17 protein-coding genes are annotated in these 18,517 nt (G+C 43.2%); 15 read left to right on the forward strand and 2 right to left on the reverse strand.

The annotated features are described in order from the left end of the window. Positions 1 to 81: 81 nt before the first annotated feature. Both H6F52_RS21395 and H6F52_RS21400 read right to left on the reverse strand, forming a co-directional pair. Complete coding sequence (locus tag H6F52_RS21395; protein ID WP_190536687.1) at positions 82 to 2,454, reverse strand: polysaccharide biosynthesis tyrosine autokinase; 2,373 nt, start codon at positions 2,452 to 2,454, stop codon at positions 82 to 84. Between the two features lie 161 nt (positions 2,455 to 2,615). Continuing rightward, complete coding sequence (locus H6F52_RS21400) at positions 2,616 to 4,133, reverse strand: SLBB domain-containing protein (RefSeq protein ID WP_190536688.1); 1,518 nt, start codon at positions 4,131 to 4,133, stop codon at positions 2,616 to 2,618. A 155-nt stretch (positions 4,134 to 4,288) separates the two neighbouring features. On the opposite strand from H6F52_RS21400, the gene H6F52_RS21405 reads away from it, so the two are divergent. From H6F52_RS21405 to H6F52_RS21475, 15 genes are all read left to right on the forward strand, one after another. Next, a complete protein-coding gene (locus H6F52_RS21405) occupies positions 4,289 to 6,034 on the forward strand; it encodes an S-layer homology domain-containing protein (RefSeq protein ID WP_190536689.1) in 1,746 nt (581 codons plus the stop codon). A gap of 25 nt (positions 6,035 to 6,059) precedes the next feature. After that, positions 6,060 to 6,623, forward strand: coding sequence for a hypothetical protein (locus H6F52_RS21410; protein ID WP_190536690.1), 564 nt, complete (start codon positions 6,060 to 6,062; stop codon positions 6,621 to 6,623). Positions 6,624 to 6,747: 124 nt separating this feature from the next. Next, entirely contained in the window at positions 6,748 to 8,121 is a 1,374-nt protein-coding gene (locus H6F52_RS21415; RefSeq protein WP_347276241.1) for a lipid II flippase MurJ, read from the forward strand. Further along, the gene (locus H6F52_RS21420) at positions 8,118 to 8,861 is read left to right on the forward strand and encodes a TylF/MycF/NovP-related O-methyltransferase (protein WP_190536691.1); all 744 of its coding nucleotides are present in this window, start codon (positions 8,118 to 8,120) and stop codon (positions 8,859 to 8,861) included. The genes H6F52_RS21415 and H6F52_RS21420 overlap by 4 nt, the downstream gene beginning before the upstream one ends. 38 nt (positions 8,862 to 8,899) lie before the next feature. Then, complete coding sequence (locus tag H6F52_RS21425; protein WP_190536692.1) at positions 8,900 to 9,589, forward strand: class I SAM-dependent methyltransferase; 690 nt, start codon at positions 8,900 to 8,902, stop codon at positions 9,587 to 9,589. Then, positions 9,586 to 10,320 carry a class I SAM-dependent methyltransferase gene (locus H6F52_RS21430; protein ID WP_190536693.1) on the forward strand — a complete coding sequence of 245 codons (735 nt, stop codon included), beginning with the start codon at positions 9,586 to 9,588 and terminating at the stop codon, positions 10,318 to 10,320. The genes H6F52_RS21425 and H6F52_RS21430 overlap by 4 nt, the downstream gene beginning before the upstream one ends. Beyond that, a complete protein-coding gene (locus H6F52_RS21435) occupies positions 10,311 to 11,417 on the forward strand; it encodes a glycosyltransferase family 4 protein (protein ID WP_190536694.1) in 1,107 nt (368 codons plus the stop codon). Before H6F52_RS21430 ends, H6F52_RS21435 begins: the two co-directional genes overlap by 10 nt. Next, the gene (locus H6F52_RS21440) at positions 11,414 to 12,241 is read left to right on the forward strand and encodes a class I SAM-dependent methyltransferase (protein WP_190536695.1); all 828 of its coding nucleotides are present in this window, start codon (positions 11,414 to 11,416) and stop codon (positions 12,239 to 12,241) included. The genes H6F52_RS21435 and H6F52_RS21440 overlap by 4 nt, the downstream gene beginning before the upstream one ends. A gap of 266 nt (positions 12,242 to 12,507) precedes the next feature. After that, the gene (locus H6F52_RS21445; RefSeq protein ID WP_190536696.1) at positions 12,508 to 13,452 is read left to right on the forward strand and encodes a glycosyltransferase family A protein; all 945 of its coding nucleotides are present in this window, start codon (positions 12,508 to 12,510) and stop codon (positions 13,450 to 13,452) included. A 1-nt stretch (position 13,453) separates the two neighbouring features. Beyond that, the gene (locus tag H6F52_RS21450; protein ID WP_190536697.1) at positions 13,454 to 14,167 is read left to right on the forward strand and encodes a class I SAM-dependent methyltransferase; all 714 of its coding nucleotides are present in this window, start codon (positions 13,454 to 13,456) and stop codon (positions 14,165 to 14,167) included. 42 nt (positions 14,168 to 14,209) lie between these two features. Then, a complete protein-coding gene (locus tag H6F52_RS26540; RefSeq protein WP_347275932.1) occupies positions 14,210 to 15,358 on the forward strand; it encodes a glycosyltransferase in 1,149 nt (382 codons plus the stop codon). Continuing rightward, a complete protein-coding gene (locus H6F52_RS21460) occupies positions 15,343 to 16,497 on the forward strand; it encodes a hypothetical protein (RefSeq protein ID WP_190536698.1) in 1,155 nt (384 codons plus the stop codon). The genes H6F52_RS26540 and H6F52_RS21460 overlap by 16 nt, the downstream gene beginning before the upstream one ends. Positions 16,498 to 16,515: 18 nt before the next feature. Beyond that, positions 16,516 to 17,649, forward strand: a complete 1,134-nt coding sequence (locus H6F52_RS21465; protein ID WP_190536699.1) for a glycosyltransferase — start codon at positions 16,516 to 16,518, stop codon at positions 17,647 to 17,649. After that, a complete protein-coding gene (locus tag H6F52_RS21470; RefSeq protein WP_190536700.1) occupies positions 17,624 to 17,989 on the forward strand; it encodes a hypothetical protein in 366 nt (121 codons plus the stop codon). The genes H6F52_RS21465 and H6F52_RS21470 overlap by 26 nt, the downstream gene beginning before the upstream one ends. Positions 17,990 to 18,284: 295 nt before the next feature. Next, entirely contained in the window at positions 18,285 to 18,431 is a 147-nt protein-coding gene (locus H6F52_RS21475) for a hypothetical protein (RefSeq protein WP_190536701.1), read from the forward strand. The last annotated feature ends 86 nt before the right edge of the window (positions 18,432 to 18,517 follow it).

Consider the following 18,517-nt stretch of genomic DNA (forward strand, 5'->3'; position numbering starts at 1 on the left):
TCATCAGTCATTAGTTCTATCCATGATTTAAAAAAATGACTAAAAACTAATGACTAATTCCTAACAATTAATCGCCAAGAGCTAGCGCAATCCGAGTTTCTTTTGCAAGAGTTTCTTGGCATTCTCTACTTCTGATTCTTGATTAGAAGTGTAGTAGCGATCGTAGTAATAGTACGATCCACCGGCGTTTCTTCTCACACCGTTGGCAACCATACCCAAGACGGGGGCACTAGAGATTTTTAATGCATCTATCGCTTGTAGCAGGATGGAGCGATCGGTTTTGCCCAGTCTCGCTACCATGATCACGCCATTGGTATGGACAGCCAGGAGTCTGCCATCTGCCAGACCTAGTATCGGTGGCGTGTCATAAATCACTAGATCAAAAACAGCGTTCAACTGCTCCATCAAATACTGCATTCGCTTGGAGGAAAGCAGTCTGGTTGGGTCTGGTGGGATTTGTCCAGCGGTTAGCACGTAGAGATTGTCCCAGGAGGGCAAGCGCTGGATGGCTTCTCTGGGAGTTAGACCTGTGGCAATGACGTTGCTCAGTCCCTGGTGGTTTTCTAAACCGAGGACATTATGAACCTGAGGACGCCGCAAATCTGCATCTACGAGCAAAACTCGCTGTCCCATTGCCGCAGCCGCCTGTGCTAGGTGTACGGATACAGTGGATTTACCATCACCTGGGGACGCTGAGCTAACCACTAGCGAGTGGATGGGGGTATCAGAACCGAGAAAACGAATATTGGTATGGAGAGAACGGAAGGATTCTAAGAAGGGAGAAGCATTGTACCAGCTAGCTTTGCGAGTGGTGGCACGCTCTTTGGATGGGCTATCTCCGATTTGGTTTTTGGCTGAGGCTCCGTTGCCATTTGGCTGGGCAAAATTGGCGAGTTCTGCGATGGGTTTGAATAGTTTGAGTTCTTTGTGGTGGGGAATCAAGCCAAGAATGGGCAGTCGGGTGCTGTCTTTGAGTTCTTCGGGGGAGTGGAAGACATTGTCGAGTCGCTCTGCTAATAAGGCAGATGCCAGCCCTAACATTACCCCAGCGATCGCTCCTAATATCAAATTTTGCTTTGGCTTGGGAAAGATAGGATCTTCTGGCTTTTGAGGTTTGGCAATCAGCTGCCAGGGGAGAGCCTTCTGTGCTGCTTCAATTTGCAGGGTTTCCCGAACGGCTAGAAAGCGGTTTAAACTCTCGGTTGCGACGTTGAGTTCCCGCTGTAAATCTGTGTACTGACGGGCAATCAGGGGCAGTAGTCTAACTTGTTGAGTTAAGCGCTTTTCGGCTTGCGCGATCGCGTTGCCGCGAACTTCCAGAACCTGGACTTGGTTTGCCGCATCCACAAATTGCTGAATCAGCTCTAGACGTACCGTGCTGGGGGAAGACAAATATTGCCGTTCGCTGAGACCAGATAGATTATTTCCCAGTACTGCCGCCGCTTCTTGTTGCAAGAGGGGCAGCAAATTTTGCTGCTGCTCTTTGAGTGACTGAATGGTTGGACTTTCTGCCAGAAATCGGGCTGACTCGGTGGCAAGCTTTGTTTCGACTTCCTTAAGTTTGTTGAGTAACTGTTGGTAACGCGGTGCTTCCGAAAGAGATGCGGCAGCGATCGCTTGATTAGGGGGTAATCCTAACTGCTTTTGTAACGTTGCATACAGCGAACGGACTTCATTATGTTTTAGTTGATTATCGAGTTTTTGTTCCTCAACATTAGACACCAGCACGGCAAGTTGTTTGGCTTGTTCTTCCGGATCGAGGATGTTGTACCGCTGCCGGAACGTTTGCAGTTGTCCCTGGAGTTTGTCCACTCGTTGCTGAAGTCCCGGTAATTGACCGTCTACAAACTTAATCCCCTGGTTGAGGTTCGTTTGTCGCTCCTGAAGAGAGTACCTCAGATAAACTTTAGCTAACTCAAATAATACATACTTAATTTTATCGGGATCGGTATCGCGGTAACGTACTTCTAAAATTTTTGTTTTATCTAGTTGGGTAATTGTCAGATTGTTTTTAAGAATTAGTGATTCATAGTCGATATCGGGATAGCGCTTTTGGATCTGAGCGATGAATGCCGCCATCCGTTCGGAACTAAGTAAAACTTTAATTTGGGTTTCGTAATCCAGACTAGAGTCGTTTAGAGCTGGCTCGATTGCCTGTAATTGAGTAAGTTTCGTCAGCTTATTTTCAGCCGTAACGGGTTCCACCAGGAGTTGGAACTTTCCTTCATACTTGGGTGTTTGGCTGAATGTCCATAAGCCGATTCCAGTCGTGACAACGATCGCCACCCCCGCAATCACCAAAGCACGGCGACGCACCACATTCAAGAGCTGACGAACATTCAAGTCGTCCTGGCTGTTTTCTAGAAACTGAGTTTCGTCGGTTAGCGGCAATGGCTGAAGTTGCTTGCCATTCCCTTTCGGCGATGACGGTTGAGAAAATTGGCCCGCTTCCATCTAAACCCCTGCACCTTGTTGGCTTGGTTGACGCGCTCGCCAGGGAGATTCCTGGTTCTAGCCTCATTTTGTACCATGAATGTGCAGGATGCTACATCCAAACGATCAAATTTTTTACTCAGCTCTTGATTGTGGCTCTCCAGACCTAGCCAGCCACGTTTTTACTCGAAGATTCTAAAGAAGTTGAATAAGCTGAAAACCCCTCCCAGCGGACTCAACACCGTCCCCAGCGTGTCTGAGAAATTAGCGAGGTTAGAGCGGTTCACCACCACCACGTCGTTATTGCGTAGAATCGGATTGTTTTGATCGTTGATGCCCTGAGCAAAATTGACCGGGACGTTCCGCTTTGATATGGTGCCATTGGCGTTGAGACGAATTAGCTCTACCGAACTCCTCCGGGCACGATTGTTAAATCCTCCGGCTGCCAGCACCGCTTGATTCAAGGTCGTATTGGGTGGCAGTTCAATCGTCCCTGCTTTGGCAACTTCCCCGACCACATTGACCCGAATGGTATTGGGAGAGAAGCTAGCCGATGCGACTTGGGGTACCTCAGAGGGATCGATATTGCTAGCAGTAGGCACCACCACGGTATCTCCCTCTTGCAAGATGACATCTTGGGTGACATCCCCGGACTGTAAAAGTTGCCAGAGGTTGATATTGAGGACTTTTTCGGGTCCTGAACGGGCGGAACGGCGGACTTGAACCTGGCGAATATCTGCTAAGGAGGTAATTCCCCCTGCGACTTGAATGGCTTGGGTTACGGTGGCAGGAGTGCTGCTAGAAGCCGCAGTCGCATTCGCCTCAGGGGGAGTATTCGCAGTGGCAATGGTCGTTGGTGACACGATATAAGGCCCTGGACGGGATACTTCTCCGACTACGACAATCTTGATCGGCCCGGTGTTCTGGGGCGCAAAGCTGGCATCCGCTAAGGTACGGGATTCATCGGCGTTGATTTGGGGGCTGGTGGGGATAAACAGCGAGTCTCCATCTCGCAAGGTAAGGTCTTGACTCAAATCACCGTTGTTGAGTAATTCCCAGAGATTGACAGCGATGACTCCCGATGAACCGGGCGAAAGGCGGCGCAGTTCTACTTGGCGGATATTGGCGGCTTGAGTAATGCCCCCAGCCAATTGTAGTGCTTGCGTGACGGTGGGAAATTGAGTGCCTTCGGTTAAGTTAACCGTGTAGGAACCCGGACGATTGACTTCCCCAGCCACGGCGATTTTGACCGGACGGGGTGCCAGCAGAGTAATGGTCAGCAAGGGGCGTCGGATGTAGCGACCGTATCTGCTAGAAATTTCATCGGTTGCTCTTTCGAGGCTCAATCCCTGAACGGGTACGCTGCCAATGATTGGCAGGTTGAGCGTACCATCGATTAGCACCTGATACTCTCCGCTGTATTCAGGAACCTCAAAAATATCCAGCCGGACGCGATCGCCTGCGCCTAGAGTATATGGGGCATCCGGTCCACGTCTGGTAGATGTTCCCGCTGGGGCAGCAGAAGGGCGCAATCCGGGGAGTTGCGCGATCGCTGGTGATGAAACCGTCATTGCCGCCACGGCTAGAAGCGCGAAGCCCGCAACGGTTCGGGTAGCCAGTTTCGGAAAACTAGCACCGCTCTTACAAAAATTACAGCTTGTTTCACGATGCCTTTTGGCGCTCAACTTAGCACTCTTCATTCCAAATCTGTTAAACCTCGTTACACAAAGTCACGCCATTGACGGATACAATCCGTAAAAAGTTGCAGTATAAAGTTTAATCACCAACGTAATTTTCCCAAACTCGTGTACCTTTGAGGTGGCAAGGAATATTTGGGTATGAGGAGGATAAGGTTATGACGCCAGCAACAGGTAGGAGCCGTGTCAGTGCAAGCAAAAAGAAATTGTGGTATCGGGTACACATCCTACTAAGTTCCATGTTTTTGGGCAGTACGATCCTCTATGCAGCTGCCAGTCTGGCTACCACGAAGGCAAGTTCTACCAACGGGAATGCTTCAGCACCAGCCAAGGGTAGCGGTTCAATGGGTGACGCACTCTTAAAAACGATGCTGGGAGCTGACGCGCTGCGTTCTAACCCGCCCGCTCCTTCAACCACCCCCCGTTCTAGCTCTTCCCTACCAGCGGTTAGCAATCCAGCCGCCCCTGGAAGAAGTTTACAGCAACCTGGAGCCGTCACGACGCCGACTCAACTGGCTCAAGCCAGCACCTTCCCAGATGTACAAGGTAGCTGGGCGCAGACGTTTATTGAAGCACTCGCAGAGCGAGAAGTGATCGTAGGCTTTCCAGATGGCTCTTTCCGCCCTGACGAGCCGGTGACACGCGCTCAGTTTGCCGCCATGATCCGGAAGGCTTTTCAAAGACCCGCCACTCGCCAAGCGATCGATTTTGTGGATGTGCCTGCCAATTACTGGGGTTACACAGCCATTCAGGAAGCTTATCGGACAGGGTTTTTAGAAGGATACCCCAACCAGGTTTTCCAGCCGAATCAAAACATCCCCCGCGTTCAAGTCTTGGTATCTTTGGTCAGCGGACTTAACTTGAATCCAACCGCAGATACCGCCTCAATTTTAAATGGTTTATTTCAGGATGCTGGGAGCATTCCTGCCTATGCCCGCACCAGTGTTGCCGCTGCCGCACAAAATCAGCTAGTTGTCAACTATCCAGATGTGGCGCTGTTAAATCCTAATCAGTTAGCCACCCGTGCTGACGTGGCAGCGTTTATTTACCAGGCTTTAGTGAATGCGGGGCAAGCGCCGCAGATTCCCCCAACGGATGTTGCCGCTCGTTACGTGGTTGGCTACGAACCCGTTGCGACAACACCGCCTCCCCTGACAGCAGAGCAAGTTGCAGCCTTGCGCCAACAGTATCGACTTCCTGCACCCCCGATAGTAGAACAGCTACGGCGGTTAATTGGGGGAAATTCCAGTATTACGACACCCACGGCTTTCGGGGCTGACCGAGGGCAGGCATTTATCGGAGCTGGCTTCCAAGAAAGAACCCGCAACACCAATAAGGCAGATGGGGTAATTGCTGCGGGTATTGGTGTGGGCGATGCTCGCAAAGCCGTGGGTGTAGAAGGAGTTATCTCAATCTATGACCTCTTCGGCGATGATAGCTTTGAAGATGGTGGCATCAGCTTCAAGATTCACCGCCAGTTTGCTAATGACATAGCCGTCGCTGTTGGGGTAGAAAATATCGAGACATTTGGAGAACCCGATCCGGGGTACAGCACCGTTTACGGTGTCGTCAGTAAAGTTTTCCCACTAGGATCTCGGACAACCGCAGGCTTCTCCCCCTCAGTTACTGCCTCTGTGGGTCTGGGTGGCGGTCGCTTTCGTTCAGTACCTGATATTGAGGCTGGTAGAGATTCTGTCAATCCGTTTGGCAGTATAGGCGTGCGCGTAGCTCAACCAATATCGGTCATTGCCGAATGGAGCGGTCAAGATTTGAATGTGGGTGCTTCGATCGCTCCATTCGAGAATATACCGCTGATCATCACTCCAGCGCTTGCTGATGTAACCGGAAATGCTGGTGATGGGGCGCGTTTTATCCTGGGCGTCGGTTACGGCATTACTTTCTAAGTTCTTTGCTCGCAAAACAAAAGCCATGAACATCAAACGTCTTTCTGTAAATCTCGGTCTGGGTTTAGCTTTGGGTTCTTCTCTTCTGCTTTCGGAAACAGCGCTTGCCCAGACTCCAGGCTTCAATTCAGATGTCACCGGGCCGGTTATGACGACTAGCGACGTTGTCAACGGAGCCTTCATACCCGGCAGAGGCGGGCGGGGAAGACTCGCCTTCAGAACGGAGGCGATCGCGTCTGCTGTCAACCAGGCAGCAGCCTCAGTCAACTCCCAGACTGCCAATAATAGCTTAGGGAACGTTTTGACAGGGACTGGAAATGTTGCTGCTAGCGCGAGCCAGCTAGAAAGCGGTCTGGTGAATGCTACTGAAGGCATTAATCCAACCCTGGCTCGTAACGTGGTTGCCAACTTGCAAGGGCTAACCGCAAATGGTAGGGTCGATGCGGTTCGGCTGGCGGCGGCAGTGGAAGCATATAATGCTCTCATCAACTCCAGTAGCGGCGTATTTTTGAGCGAGCCTCCCGATGAGCTGCTAGCGATTCAATCTGTCCTGGCTGCATTGTTGAATGCGGCTTTTGGAGCAGGTTAATGGTACTTCCAAATTTGATGTCAATTAATGAGGATCTATGGGGTTGAGCGCTGCTACTATCAGTCCCTATCAGGGAGTTTGGGATGAAATCGCTCAGCAAGCTGAAAACTTGAGCTAAGTGTAGGTGAAACAAACTCTAGCAGCACAAAAGCTGCTCCATTCGTGGAAAAAGCTGACTAGTGGCTCGACCAACCGCCAAATCTTTGGTGCAGCTGTTACAGTTGCTCTGATGACAGCGTTGGTAAAAGTAGCAGCTGCGGGAAAGGAATTGGTAGTTGCTTGGAAATTTGGCACTGGGGACGAACTCGATGCATTTTTAATTGCCTTGCTCGTTCCTTCTTTTATCATCAATGTGGTAGCTGGCTCTTTTAATGCTGCCTTCATCCCCACCTATATTCAGGTACGGGAGAAAGAAGGTGTAGAGGCAGCACAAAGGCTTTTCTCCGGGGTAATTGTCTGGAGTTTAGGGTTGTTGTTAATTACTACCATACTGATGGTAGTTACTGCGCCTCTATATCTACCCTGGATTGCTAGGGGGTTTAGCTCTGAAAAGTTAGGCCTGACGTTTCGTCTTCTGTGGGTGATCGCGCCTGTTGTGCTGCTGGATGGGGTGGTTGTTATCTGGGTTGCACTTTTGAATGCGGGTGAGCGATTCGCTTTAGCTGCACTTTCTCCGATTATTACCCCAGTTATCAGTGTGATATTTCTGCTGATATGTTCGTCTTGGGGAATCTTTGCCTTGGCAGGTGGTCTACTGTGCGGTGCAGTTTTGGAGATGGTAGTTATGGGAGTGGCGCTGAAGCGGCAAGGTATCTCATTGCGCCCCAGGTGGTACGGATTTGATCCTCACTTGCGTCAGGTAGCTGGTCAGTATGCACCGATGATTGCTGGAGCTTTTTTAATGAGCAGCACCAATCTGGTGGATCAATCAATGGCAGCAATGCTGTCACCGGGAAGTGTCGCCGCCTTAAACTATGGCAATAAAGTAATTGCATTTCCAATTGGGCTAATGGCTACAGGATTGGGAACAGCAGTAATTCCATATTTTTCAAAGATGGTTGCCTGTAAAGATTGGACAGGAGTACGCTATACACTTCAGCGGTTTCTTTTTTTTATTTTTATGGTGACCGTACCCTTAACAGGGTTTTTATTTCTGTTTTCTGAACCTATTATCCAAGTGTTGTTTCAAAGGGGTTCATTTACACCTGAAGCTACGCGCTTAGTAGCCCAAATACAAGCTTTTTATGCCTTGCAAATCCCTTTTTATATTTCAGGTATTTTGGTTGTGCGGTTAATTTCGTCAATTCAACTTAATCAGATACTAATGTGGGCGTCTGGGTTTAATTTAATAATTGATATTAGCTTCAATTACTTGCTTACAAAGTATATGGGCGTATCAGGTATTGCCTTATCTACTTCCATTGTTATCTGTTTTTCCTTTGGGTACTCGACCTACTGTTTATTGAGTGTGAAAAAAATTACACCCAAACTTATATGAAGTTAATAACCCTTTTTCGCCTCTTATACAAAAAGTTTTTTTCTAAGCAAGAAAGTAAGTATGCTAGCTTTGTTCTCGGTGAGAAAATAGCATCTTTATGGTATCCAAAATTTACTTTCAGTGAGTATGGAAAGATATGGCTTGAAGATAAAGATTTTTTCGATTTTTACGAAAAATATGTAGGAAAAAGCTACCGTTCTGCTGACAGAAAATTTTTTATTACATCTTTGTTATCGCTTGTTGATGAATTGCCGGGTGACACGGCTGAGTGTGGTGTCTTTAACGGTGCTTCATCTTGGCTAATTTGTAATAAATTTAAAAATACTAACAAGGTACATCATGCTTTTGACTCGTTTGAAGGCTTATCTTCACCTTTGGAGATAGATGGAGTGTATTGGCAGGCAGGTGATTTGAAAGCCACTGAAGATATAGCTAAAAGAAATCTTGCCGAGTATAAAGATAAAATAGAAATCTATAAAGGCTGGATACCAGAAACATTTAATAATGTCTCAAGTAAAAAATTTTGTTTTGTTCATATAGATGTTGACCTTTATCAACCTACCTTTGATTCCCTTTGTTTTTTCTACCCTAAAATGGTAACTGGTGGACTAATCTTGTGTGATGACTACGGATTTACAACCTGTCCAGGCGCAAAAAAAGCGTTTGATGAGTTTATGGAAAATAAGGCAGAAAAGATTATTAATGTTCCAAGTGGTCAAGCTTTTGTCATAAAAAAATAATTGTACTGGCTACAGCAATGCTTCAGTAAAATAAAAAAATGCAACAGGACAAAATCTGGGATTATTTTCAGGTACAATCATCTGACATATTCTTGCAGTCAGCTCCAAGGTTGAACTATCTTTTTCGCCAAGTTTTGGCAATTTATAGTCACACCAAGCCAAGAGTATTGAACATAGGAGTTGGCAACGGCTGGCTTGAACAGAAATGTATGGAGCAAGCCTGGGAAACTTATGCTTTAGACCCAAGTGAAACCACAATTGCTCTGCTGGAGCAAAGGGGTATTGAAGGAAAGGTAGGGTATATAGAACAGATTCCGTATCCTGATAATTTTTTTGATGTTGTTTTTTGTTCTGAGGTTATCGAACATTTATCAAGTGAACAAATACAGCAAGGCTTGTATGAGATAGAACGGATATTAAAAAATTCTGGGTTATTGGTTGGGACTGTTCCATTTAAGGAAAACCTTTTTAACAGCCAAGTTATCTGTCCTGATTGTGGACATATTTTTCACAAATGGGGACACCAGCAGTCTTTTAATACTCATAGTTTAGCGGCTATATTTTCAGGTAATCTGAAAGTAGAGAAACTTAAAGTAATTTATTTTGTTAGTTGGTCATCATTGAATTGGAAGGGTGTTATAAGTGCCTTGCTCAAAAAATGCTTATCAGTAATTGGCTTACATGGAAGCAACGGAAATATATTTTTTATAAGTAAGAAATTTGTATGAGTCTTATCGGTGATATCTATTCTAACCTATATAAAAAGGTTTGCGGAACGCATCCGCATATACGATTTTGGCATTTTCAATGGTTGGCAGTAAAAGACCTTTATTCAGATCTCAAGCGTATATTACCGACTCTTGAAGGGCGCTTGCTCGATGTTGGCTGCGGTGATAAACCTTACAGCACTTGGATAAATTTAGAGAAAGTCAAACATATCGGCATTGATATTTATCCCGGCTCAAAGGTTGATATTGTCATTGACACTGATGAAGAATGGCTTTTAGAAACATCTTCTTTTGATGCTATTTTATGCACTCAGGTTTTAGAACACACAGCCAACTTAGGCAATACTATTGAGGAAATTACTCGGGTTTTAAAAACGGGCGGTATACTAATACTAACTGTACCTTTTATTTATAACGAGCATGGTACACCAGATGATTATCGGCGGTTTTCAGTATACGGACTTAAAAATTTAATCGAGCAAAATTATGAAGTTATGGAAGCAAAACATCAAGGCGGTATTGGTAGCACGGTTGGGGCGCTAGTTTTAAATTGGCTCGAAAGGCAAATGAACTTGTACAAATACAGTCGTATATTAAAAGGCGTAATTCTCCCGCTTTGGATATTTTTTTGTATGGTCATTAACTTAAGCGGTTGGTTGATAGATTATAGCGATCGCACTCAGGCATTTTATAGTAATGCTTTAATAGTTGCAAAAAAAAAATGCGGTTAACCTTAGTAATTCCTTCCATATTCGCTGGCGGTGCTGAAAAGGTAATGTCAGTCATGGCTAACTACTGGGCAGCTAAAGGATGGAAAATTACTTTGTTGACTTTCGATGATGGCAAAGTACCTCCGTTTTATGACCTAGATTGCCATGTTCATCATATTTGTTTGGGTATAGCTAGAGAGTCGCCAAGCTTGCTCGTTGGTATCTGGAATAACCTGAAATGCATTCAAGTTCTAAGAGTCGCCATTGCTGATAGTCAGCCCGATGCTGTAATTAGCTTCATAGATAAAAATAACATACTCACCCTACTGGCGACGCGCGGGTTACATATCCCAGTAGTAGTATCTGAACGCATTCATCCAGCAATGTACTCTATTGGCGGGGTAAGGGGGTTATTGCGTCAGTGGATTTATCCCAAAGCCAATCGAGTTGTTGGGGTAACTGCAAGAGCATTGAGTTATTTTTCTGCCCAGATACAATCTCGCTCGTATGTTATCCCTAATCCAGTTATATTTATTAATACAAACCAAACAGAGTCAGCAAAATTGATAACTAAACCATCTCTAATTGCTGTTGGACGGCTTGACTCTCAGAAGGGTTTTGACTTACTGCTACAAGCTTTTGCACTGCTAAAAGTCTGCTACCCTGATTGGACATTGACAATATTAGGAGAAGGGGCATTACGCACAGAATTAGAAGCTTTGCGGAACCAACTTGGTTTGTCTAACCGGGTTCATCTACCTGGACGGGTGAAAAATATTTATGAGTTTCTGAAGCAGGCGGATATTTTCGTTATGTCTTCCCGGTTTGAGGGATTTCCTAACGCTCTGTGTGAAGCCATGGCTTGTGGGCTACCCGTCATTTCTACAGACTGTCCTAGTGGACCAAGAGAGATTATTCGTGATGGCGTCGATGGTATTTTAGTACAAAATGGAAATGTAGATGCTTTGGCAGCAGCAATGGAGCGTCTGATGTCTAATGAAGCAGAGCGCCAACGCCTAGCTAGTCGTGCTACACAGGTAATGGATAGATTTAGTTTAGAGAAAATAATGGAAATGTGGGAAAACTTGTTGGATCAAGTTATCAAGGAGAAGCTATGACAAGCACTTTTGAGCAGGAAGTGAAGCAGGGCGATCGCTTTGAGTTTGGCAAAAACTGGAGAGGATTTTTATCAGTTCTCAATGACGCTCGCATAGCAGAAGCAGAGAAGTCTCTTAAGCAAATGCTAGTAGTAGAAGATTTACAGAGCAAAACATTTCTTGATATTGGTTCTGGCAGTGGATTATTTTCACTGGCTGCCCGTAGGCTAGGGGCGAAGGTACATTCCTTTGATTACGATACAGAGTCAGTAGCTTGCACGCAAGAACTAAAATGCCGATACTTTCCTAATGATTCTAACTGGACTATAGAACAGGGTTCAGTGCTGGATGTGGATTACATCAAGTCTCTAGGAAAATTTGATATTATTTATGCTTGGGGTGTGCTTCATCACACTGGTGCAATGTGGCAAGCTCTAGAAAATGCAATATTCCCTGTTGCAGAACAGGGAATATTGTTTATTGCTATTTACAACGATCAAGGTAGAAAATCTAAAATTTGGCGCAGAATCAAGCAAGTTTATTGTTCAGGGATCGCAGGTAGAACTCTAATTTCTGCTTTATTTATTCCCTATTTTATCCTGAGTGGATTAATAGTGGATCTGGTTAAAGGTCGAAATCCAATAATTCGCTATACTGAGTACAAAAACTCAAGAGGTATGTCCAGAGTTTATGATTGGTTGGATTGGTTAGGTGGCTATCCTTTTGAGGTAGCAAAGCCAGAAGATATTTTTAATTTGTATGAAAACAAAAATTTTGTTTTAGAAAAGTTCATTACTTCTGGAGGTGGTTCAGGTAATAATCAATTCGTTTTCATAAAAGGATGATTAGTTATATTTATGCTTTGTTTAACGAGTGAAACAAAAATATGAATAAAAATTATTTTAGATAAGAAAATGTTATTTTAATGCTAATTATCCTTGTAAATGCCTTAGCTATAGCTATAAATCGACTGATGTTTTTGAAATTAGAAACAGATGTTTTGCTGTTGCTATGCTAGAAATAATATAACGATTGAGAATAGTTTTTTTTGATGATTTTATGGCGAGCGTTGTAGAGAGATTCATTAGCAATTTGATGGGGAACAATAGCGATGGAAGAGCGAAATAAACAGCCGACAGTGCATGAGCAAGCTTATCAGCCTGTATTCACAGTTTTCACTCCAACCTATAACCGCGCTCACACTCTTCATCGGGTTTATGAAAGTCTTCAAGCACAAACATATCGAAACTTTGAGTGGGTAGTTATTGATGATGGTTCTATTGATAATACCTGTGAGTTGGTAGAGCAGTGGCGGCAAGAAGCTAATTTTACAATTCGTTATTTTTATCAAGAAAATTCTGGCAAGCATATTGCGGTTAATCGTGGGGTACGAGAAGCTAAAGGCGAACTATTTCTTGTTCTTGACTCTGATGATGCTTGCGTCTCAGAAGCGCTGGAACGTTTTAAAGAGCATTGGGATCTAATTCCTGAAGATAAAAAACATCGTTTTTCTGCTGTCACCTGTTTGTGCAATGACCAAAATGGGGAAATAGTTGGTAGCCGTTTCCCATTTGACCCAACTGACTCGGATTCTTTAGAAATTCGTTACCGCTACAAAGTTACAGGCGAAAAATGGGGATTTCACCGCACAGAGGTGCTGCGTCAGTTTCCTTTTCCAGAGATAGTTGGTGAGAAAACTATTCCTCAAGGTTTTGTATGGGGCAGGATTGCTAGAGAATATAAGACAAGATTTATAAATGAGCCTTTGCGAGTCTACTTTAGTGGCACAGATCAGTTGACCCGACTTTCACCACAAGAAATTTCTTTGGGTCATGCTTTATGGCATAAAATTATTTTAAATGAGCAGAGCAGTTGGTTTTGGTATGCACCATTCAATTTTATGCGCTCGGCTGTTCACTACAGCCGATTTTCTTTTCATACCGGGATTACTGTCAGCGAACAGTTTAAAATGCTTAACACAAGAATTGGTAAATTTCTATTGCTAGGAGCTTTACCTGTAGGGTATTTGGTTTACTGCCAGGATCGAAAGGAATAATATGGTAAACATTCAGCCTTTTTCAGATACAGAACTATTAGAAGCTTTTTATAGCTCTGAAATTGCTACTTCCAAGCATCTACTGACTATTTACTCATTAGCTATTGGTTTAAATGCAAAAATAATAATTGATTTGGGGATAGGCTCAACAACAAAAGCTTTGCGTGCTGCTGCTTTAAAAACAGGTGGAGTTGTTATGAGTTGTGATTGTGATGTTAATAGATTCTCATCTTTGTTAAAAAACCAAGACAAGCATTGGCAATTATATTTGGGCGCTAGTGAAACTTTTTTAAAATCCTTGGAACAGCCTTTTGATCTTGTTGTTCATGATGCCGCCCATGATTATTTTCAAGTCAAACTAGATTTAGAGCTGATTTTACCTAAGATGAAAACTTTTGGTATAATTTGCGTGCATGACACACAGCAAACTAACCTTTGCCATGATATGCTTGCAGCAATTAGAGATGCTACGAACGGATACAAAATTTCCCTTACTCACCTACCATTCAATGCAGGTCTTTCTATTATTAGAATCGAAGAAGGGAACTATCCTTCTATAACACCCAATGGTAGTCTCTTAAAAGATGGGCTGTTTGATACTCAACTGATATCATTTCATCCTTACAATGATAATTTAAACAATATTAATGCGAATAATTCTTCGTTAGGGCGATGGCTTCGCTGGAGATTAAGAAAATTGATAAAGGGTTGGTAAGAAAGGCAAAATATTCTTATAGTTTTTTGTTGAAAGCAGCTTGTGCAACAATCGTTCTTTATTAATAAAGCAAAATTTAATATCACTTTTATCATCCGCTCACTCAATTATGGCGGTGCTGAAAGACAGTTATTGACGCTAGTACAATGTCTTGAAAAAGAACGCTTTAATATAACGGTTTTATACTTTTATTCGGGCGGTACTTTAGAAAAAAATCTCAAGGATACTCGAGTCCAATTGATTTCTCTGGACAAGGGTGGACGATGGGATATAGTTGGTTTTTCTTGGCGTCTTGTCTCTCAGATAAGACGCATCAAACCTGACTTATTGCATGGATATTTGGGTATACCTAATTTACTGACTATCTGCCTAAAAATGCTTTTTCCCTCAACTCGGGTAATTTGGGGAGTACGAGCATCCAACATAGATTTCAGTTGCTATGACTGGCTATCCCGTCTGGTCTTTAAACTAGAGTGTATGTTTTCACGCTTTGCCGATCTTATCATCGTGAATTCTCGTGCTGGTCGCACCTATCATCTGGAACATGGCTTCCCTGCTGATAAAATGCTGGTAATTCCTAATGGTATTGATACAGAGCACTTTAAACCTAGCTTAGAAACTAGAGCAAAGGTGCGGACAGAATGGGAAATTTCAGAGGATACCATTTTAATTGGTTTAGTTGGACGGCTAGATCCCATGAAAGACCATCCTACCTTTCTCAGAGCAGCTGCACTCTTGTGCAAACAACGCCAAGATGTACGCTTTGTATGCGTGGGTACTGGTTCTGAGAGTTACGCTCAAAAGTTGTATCAGTTGGCTAAGAAGTTAGATATTTCTGAAAAAGTTATCTGGGCAGGAGCGCGTGCCGATATGCCTATGGTTTACAATGCTCTGGATATTGCTACCTCTTCTTCTTCTTATGGCGAAGGGTTTTCCAATGCGATTGGCGAGGCAATGGCTTGTAGTGTCCCCTGCGTGGTAACGGATGTAGGGGATTCATCGTGGATTGTGGATGATACAGGGCTAGTTGTACTCCCTCAAAGTTCAGAGGCTCTGTTAGCTGGGTGGTTGACCTGTTTGGGAAGAGACAGAAACGCAATGGGGCTAAAGGCGCGATCGCGTATAGTCGAGCATTTCAGTGTAAAGCAACTCGTAGAGCAAACAGAGGAAGCACTGTGGCTGAAGGTTTAACCAGCGATTTGCTCTGGCCTGCTTTCTGTATTGGATTATTATGCTTCTGGATTGCTAGTCGAAATCTTTCAAATTTTACAGCCTTTTATGCAGCCCTTGTCAAAGTTTTAATTCCGCTGCTTTATTTTGCTTTTTTCTATGATGGTACTTGGACATTTCTAGATGACATAGGTTATCAATTCCAGGGCAAAAAAATGTTGGAATTGGGATATAACCCGATTACAGCCTTAGTCAATCCAGATGGTCTGTCGAATCTGATGTTTCTATCAGGAGGGAGACATATCCTCTATGGCTGGTGGAATATACTCGGTCAGTATTTATTTGGTAAGTATTACTATCCTCCAGTATTTCTTAACGTTTTTCTTACTTTTATTAGTGGATATTTTCTTTTTCGTATAGCTCATCTGAGTGGTTTTAGCCGTAAGTATTCTAGGGGGCTTTTTTTATTTTCTTTATTTCACTGGGAAATAGTAGTATGGTCATCCTTTGTGAATTTAAAAGATATTCTTGTTATGACTGTTACCATAATAGCACTTTACTTAATCTTAAGATTATCCAAACAACTCAAATTATATGATTTATTGAGTTTGGGAGGAATAGTTTTCATCTTTTTCTGGATTAGATTTTATGTCCCTGTCGTCATCATGATAGCTACCCTAATTTGGATTTCTCTTTTTCAGAAGGGCTGGCGGAGATACATCTTACTTGTTTTAGCAGCCATTGGTAGCATTTCTGTAGTATTTTTTTTAGGATTAGAAGATACTCTATATAATTTAAATCGCCTCGATCGGAATTGGACAACTATTGTACTTGGAGTAATCAGGATGGCACTAACACCTCAACCTTGGTCAATTGAGCCAGCATATACTTTCCTGTTTTTTCCATCTATTATTCATTGGGTATTATTTCTCCCTGCTATCTGGGGTGGATGGATGCTTTGGTGGCGTTCAAGGGAAGTCAAATTGCTGTTCATATACCTTGCCCTAGCCCTTCTGCTTTATGGAGCTTTTTATGATCTACAAGGACCTCGTCAGCGGCTTCAGATAACACCTATCATTGCTTGGGCACAATTTCACTTTTTGTGGGTAATTTTAAAAAATCAGCGCCCTCGCATTCCGTTAAAAGCACATACGAGCTAGCTAAGACTAGAAAACTAGATGAAGTTGTTGTTTATCATCACCGGGCTTTCAACTGGTGGGGCTGAAATTATGCTCTACAATCTGTTGTCTCGGATAAATCGAGAGAAGTTTGAGCCGGTTGTTATTTCTCTAATGAAGCGAGGAACCTTAAATGCTTGCATTGAAGCTTTGGGTATTTCAGTTTATACACTTGGTATGCAAAGAATACCGACATTGGTCTCGCTTTGGCACCTCGTCTATACAGTTCGTCAACTGAAGCCCGACTTGATACAAGGCTGGATGTATCACGGCAATCTAGCAGCACAGTTGGCTAACATTTTGTGTTTTCCAAATTTACCTGTTTTATGGAGTATTCATTATTCAATTGATTTAGTAGCCGCTGAAAAGCCTATAACTGCGCTGGTAATCGTGATATGTAAATATATTTCAAAATTATCCCATAAAATTATTTTTGTAAGCAAAACTAGTCAATTGATACATGCTAAATTTGGTTATTTTAAGGAAAATAATTGTATTATTCCAAATGGCTTTGATAGTTCACTCTTCAGACCTTCAGAGCGTGCTAAAGTAAGGGTTCGTTCAGAGTTAGGCTTACCTGAAAAATCTCTTATCATTGGATTGGTTGCTCGTTACCATCCAATGAAAGACCATGCTAATTTTATTCAGGCTGCTTCATTACTAGCAAGAAACTACCCTGACCTATACTTCCTTCTAGTTGGACAGGGTATAGAGCGAGGAAATAAAATTTTAAATCAATTAATCCAAGACTTTGGACTTGTAAGGCAAATACATTTGCTAGGAGAGCGACATGATATTCCGAAGCTCACTGCTGCTTTAGACATTGCTTCGTCTTCCTCCTCCTATGGCGAAGCCTTCCCTCTGGCTATTGGTGAAGCTATGTGTTGTGGTGTACCCTCTGTAGTTACAGATGTGGGAGATTCAGCCTGGATTGTGGGAGATACAGGGCGAGTTGTACCGCCAAGAAATCCGCAAGCACTCGCCAATGCTTGGAAAGAATTAATTGATTTAGGATCAGATGGTAGGCAAGCGTTGGGAAAGGGGGCACGGGAAAGAATCATCGAATACTTTTCTTTGGACTCTGTTGTGGAACAATATGAGGCATTATATGAAAATATGCTTAAAAAAAAATAAACTACAACTACAATCTTTTCTCCAAGTCCATCAAGCTATGTTTACAAAAAGGGTAAATAACATATTAAATTATTCACCTTTTGTCAAGGCAAATGCATTTGTACCCGCTCATATTATTTCTAAGCTTTGTATCGCAGCTATACACTTCGATACAAATTCTGGTTCAACCCATACGGCCTTTTTTGAAGAAAATTCAGTACGTCATATAGTAAAGATATTTGTTGACCACAAAAAATATGGATATTTAGACAAATTTTATGGAGTAGCTGCTGAAATAAATCTAGGGGGTAATGCTGGCGTTGCAATAGACAGGAGGGATGCAAATAAGTATGCTGCTTGATAGACAAAATGTATAGCCGTCGTAATTCTGAATAGCAAAGCCGAATTTATGATGAGCTTGCATAAAAATATAAATTAGATGATTTCCGAAAGCACGATTGATGAGATGGTCAAGCATTAGTCAGTATCGATTGGGAAAGTGGTCAGACAGCAGAAAGAAAATTATTTTACAAAATGTGCGGTTGAGCAAGGCAAAATCTAAAATTTTATTGTATCCCGTGCTGTTCTAGAACATCTTTACAATCCCCTAGATAATCTAACATAAGATGGTCGCCTGCCTCAAACAAGGAGGACAAATGTTCCACAAAATTGATTTGCGCGATCATGGGATGTTAACCGCAAGACAACATGAAGTCACTTTTCTACAATTACCTACCTATATTTATCCTTACATGGTACGCAACTCTGGTCGTCTGAACCGGATTCTAGTACATCGCTACTGAGATGTACTAAAAGAGATGAAGAGTAATAGTTTGATTGATTACTCATTGTTAGTTACACGTTTAGTAAGTTTCAGAGATATCACTCT

The sequence above is a fragment of the Coleofasciculus sp. FACHB-542 genome (assembly GCF_014695825.1).
In the GTDB taxonomy this organism is placed as follows: Bacteria; Cyanobacteriota; Cyanobacteriia; order Cyanobacteriales; family FACHB-T130; genus FACHB-T130.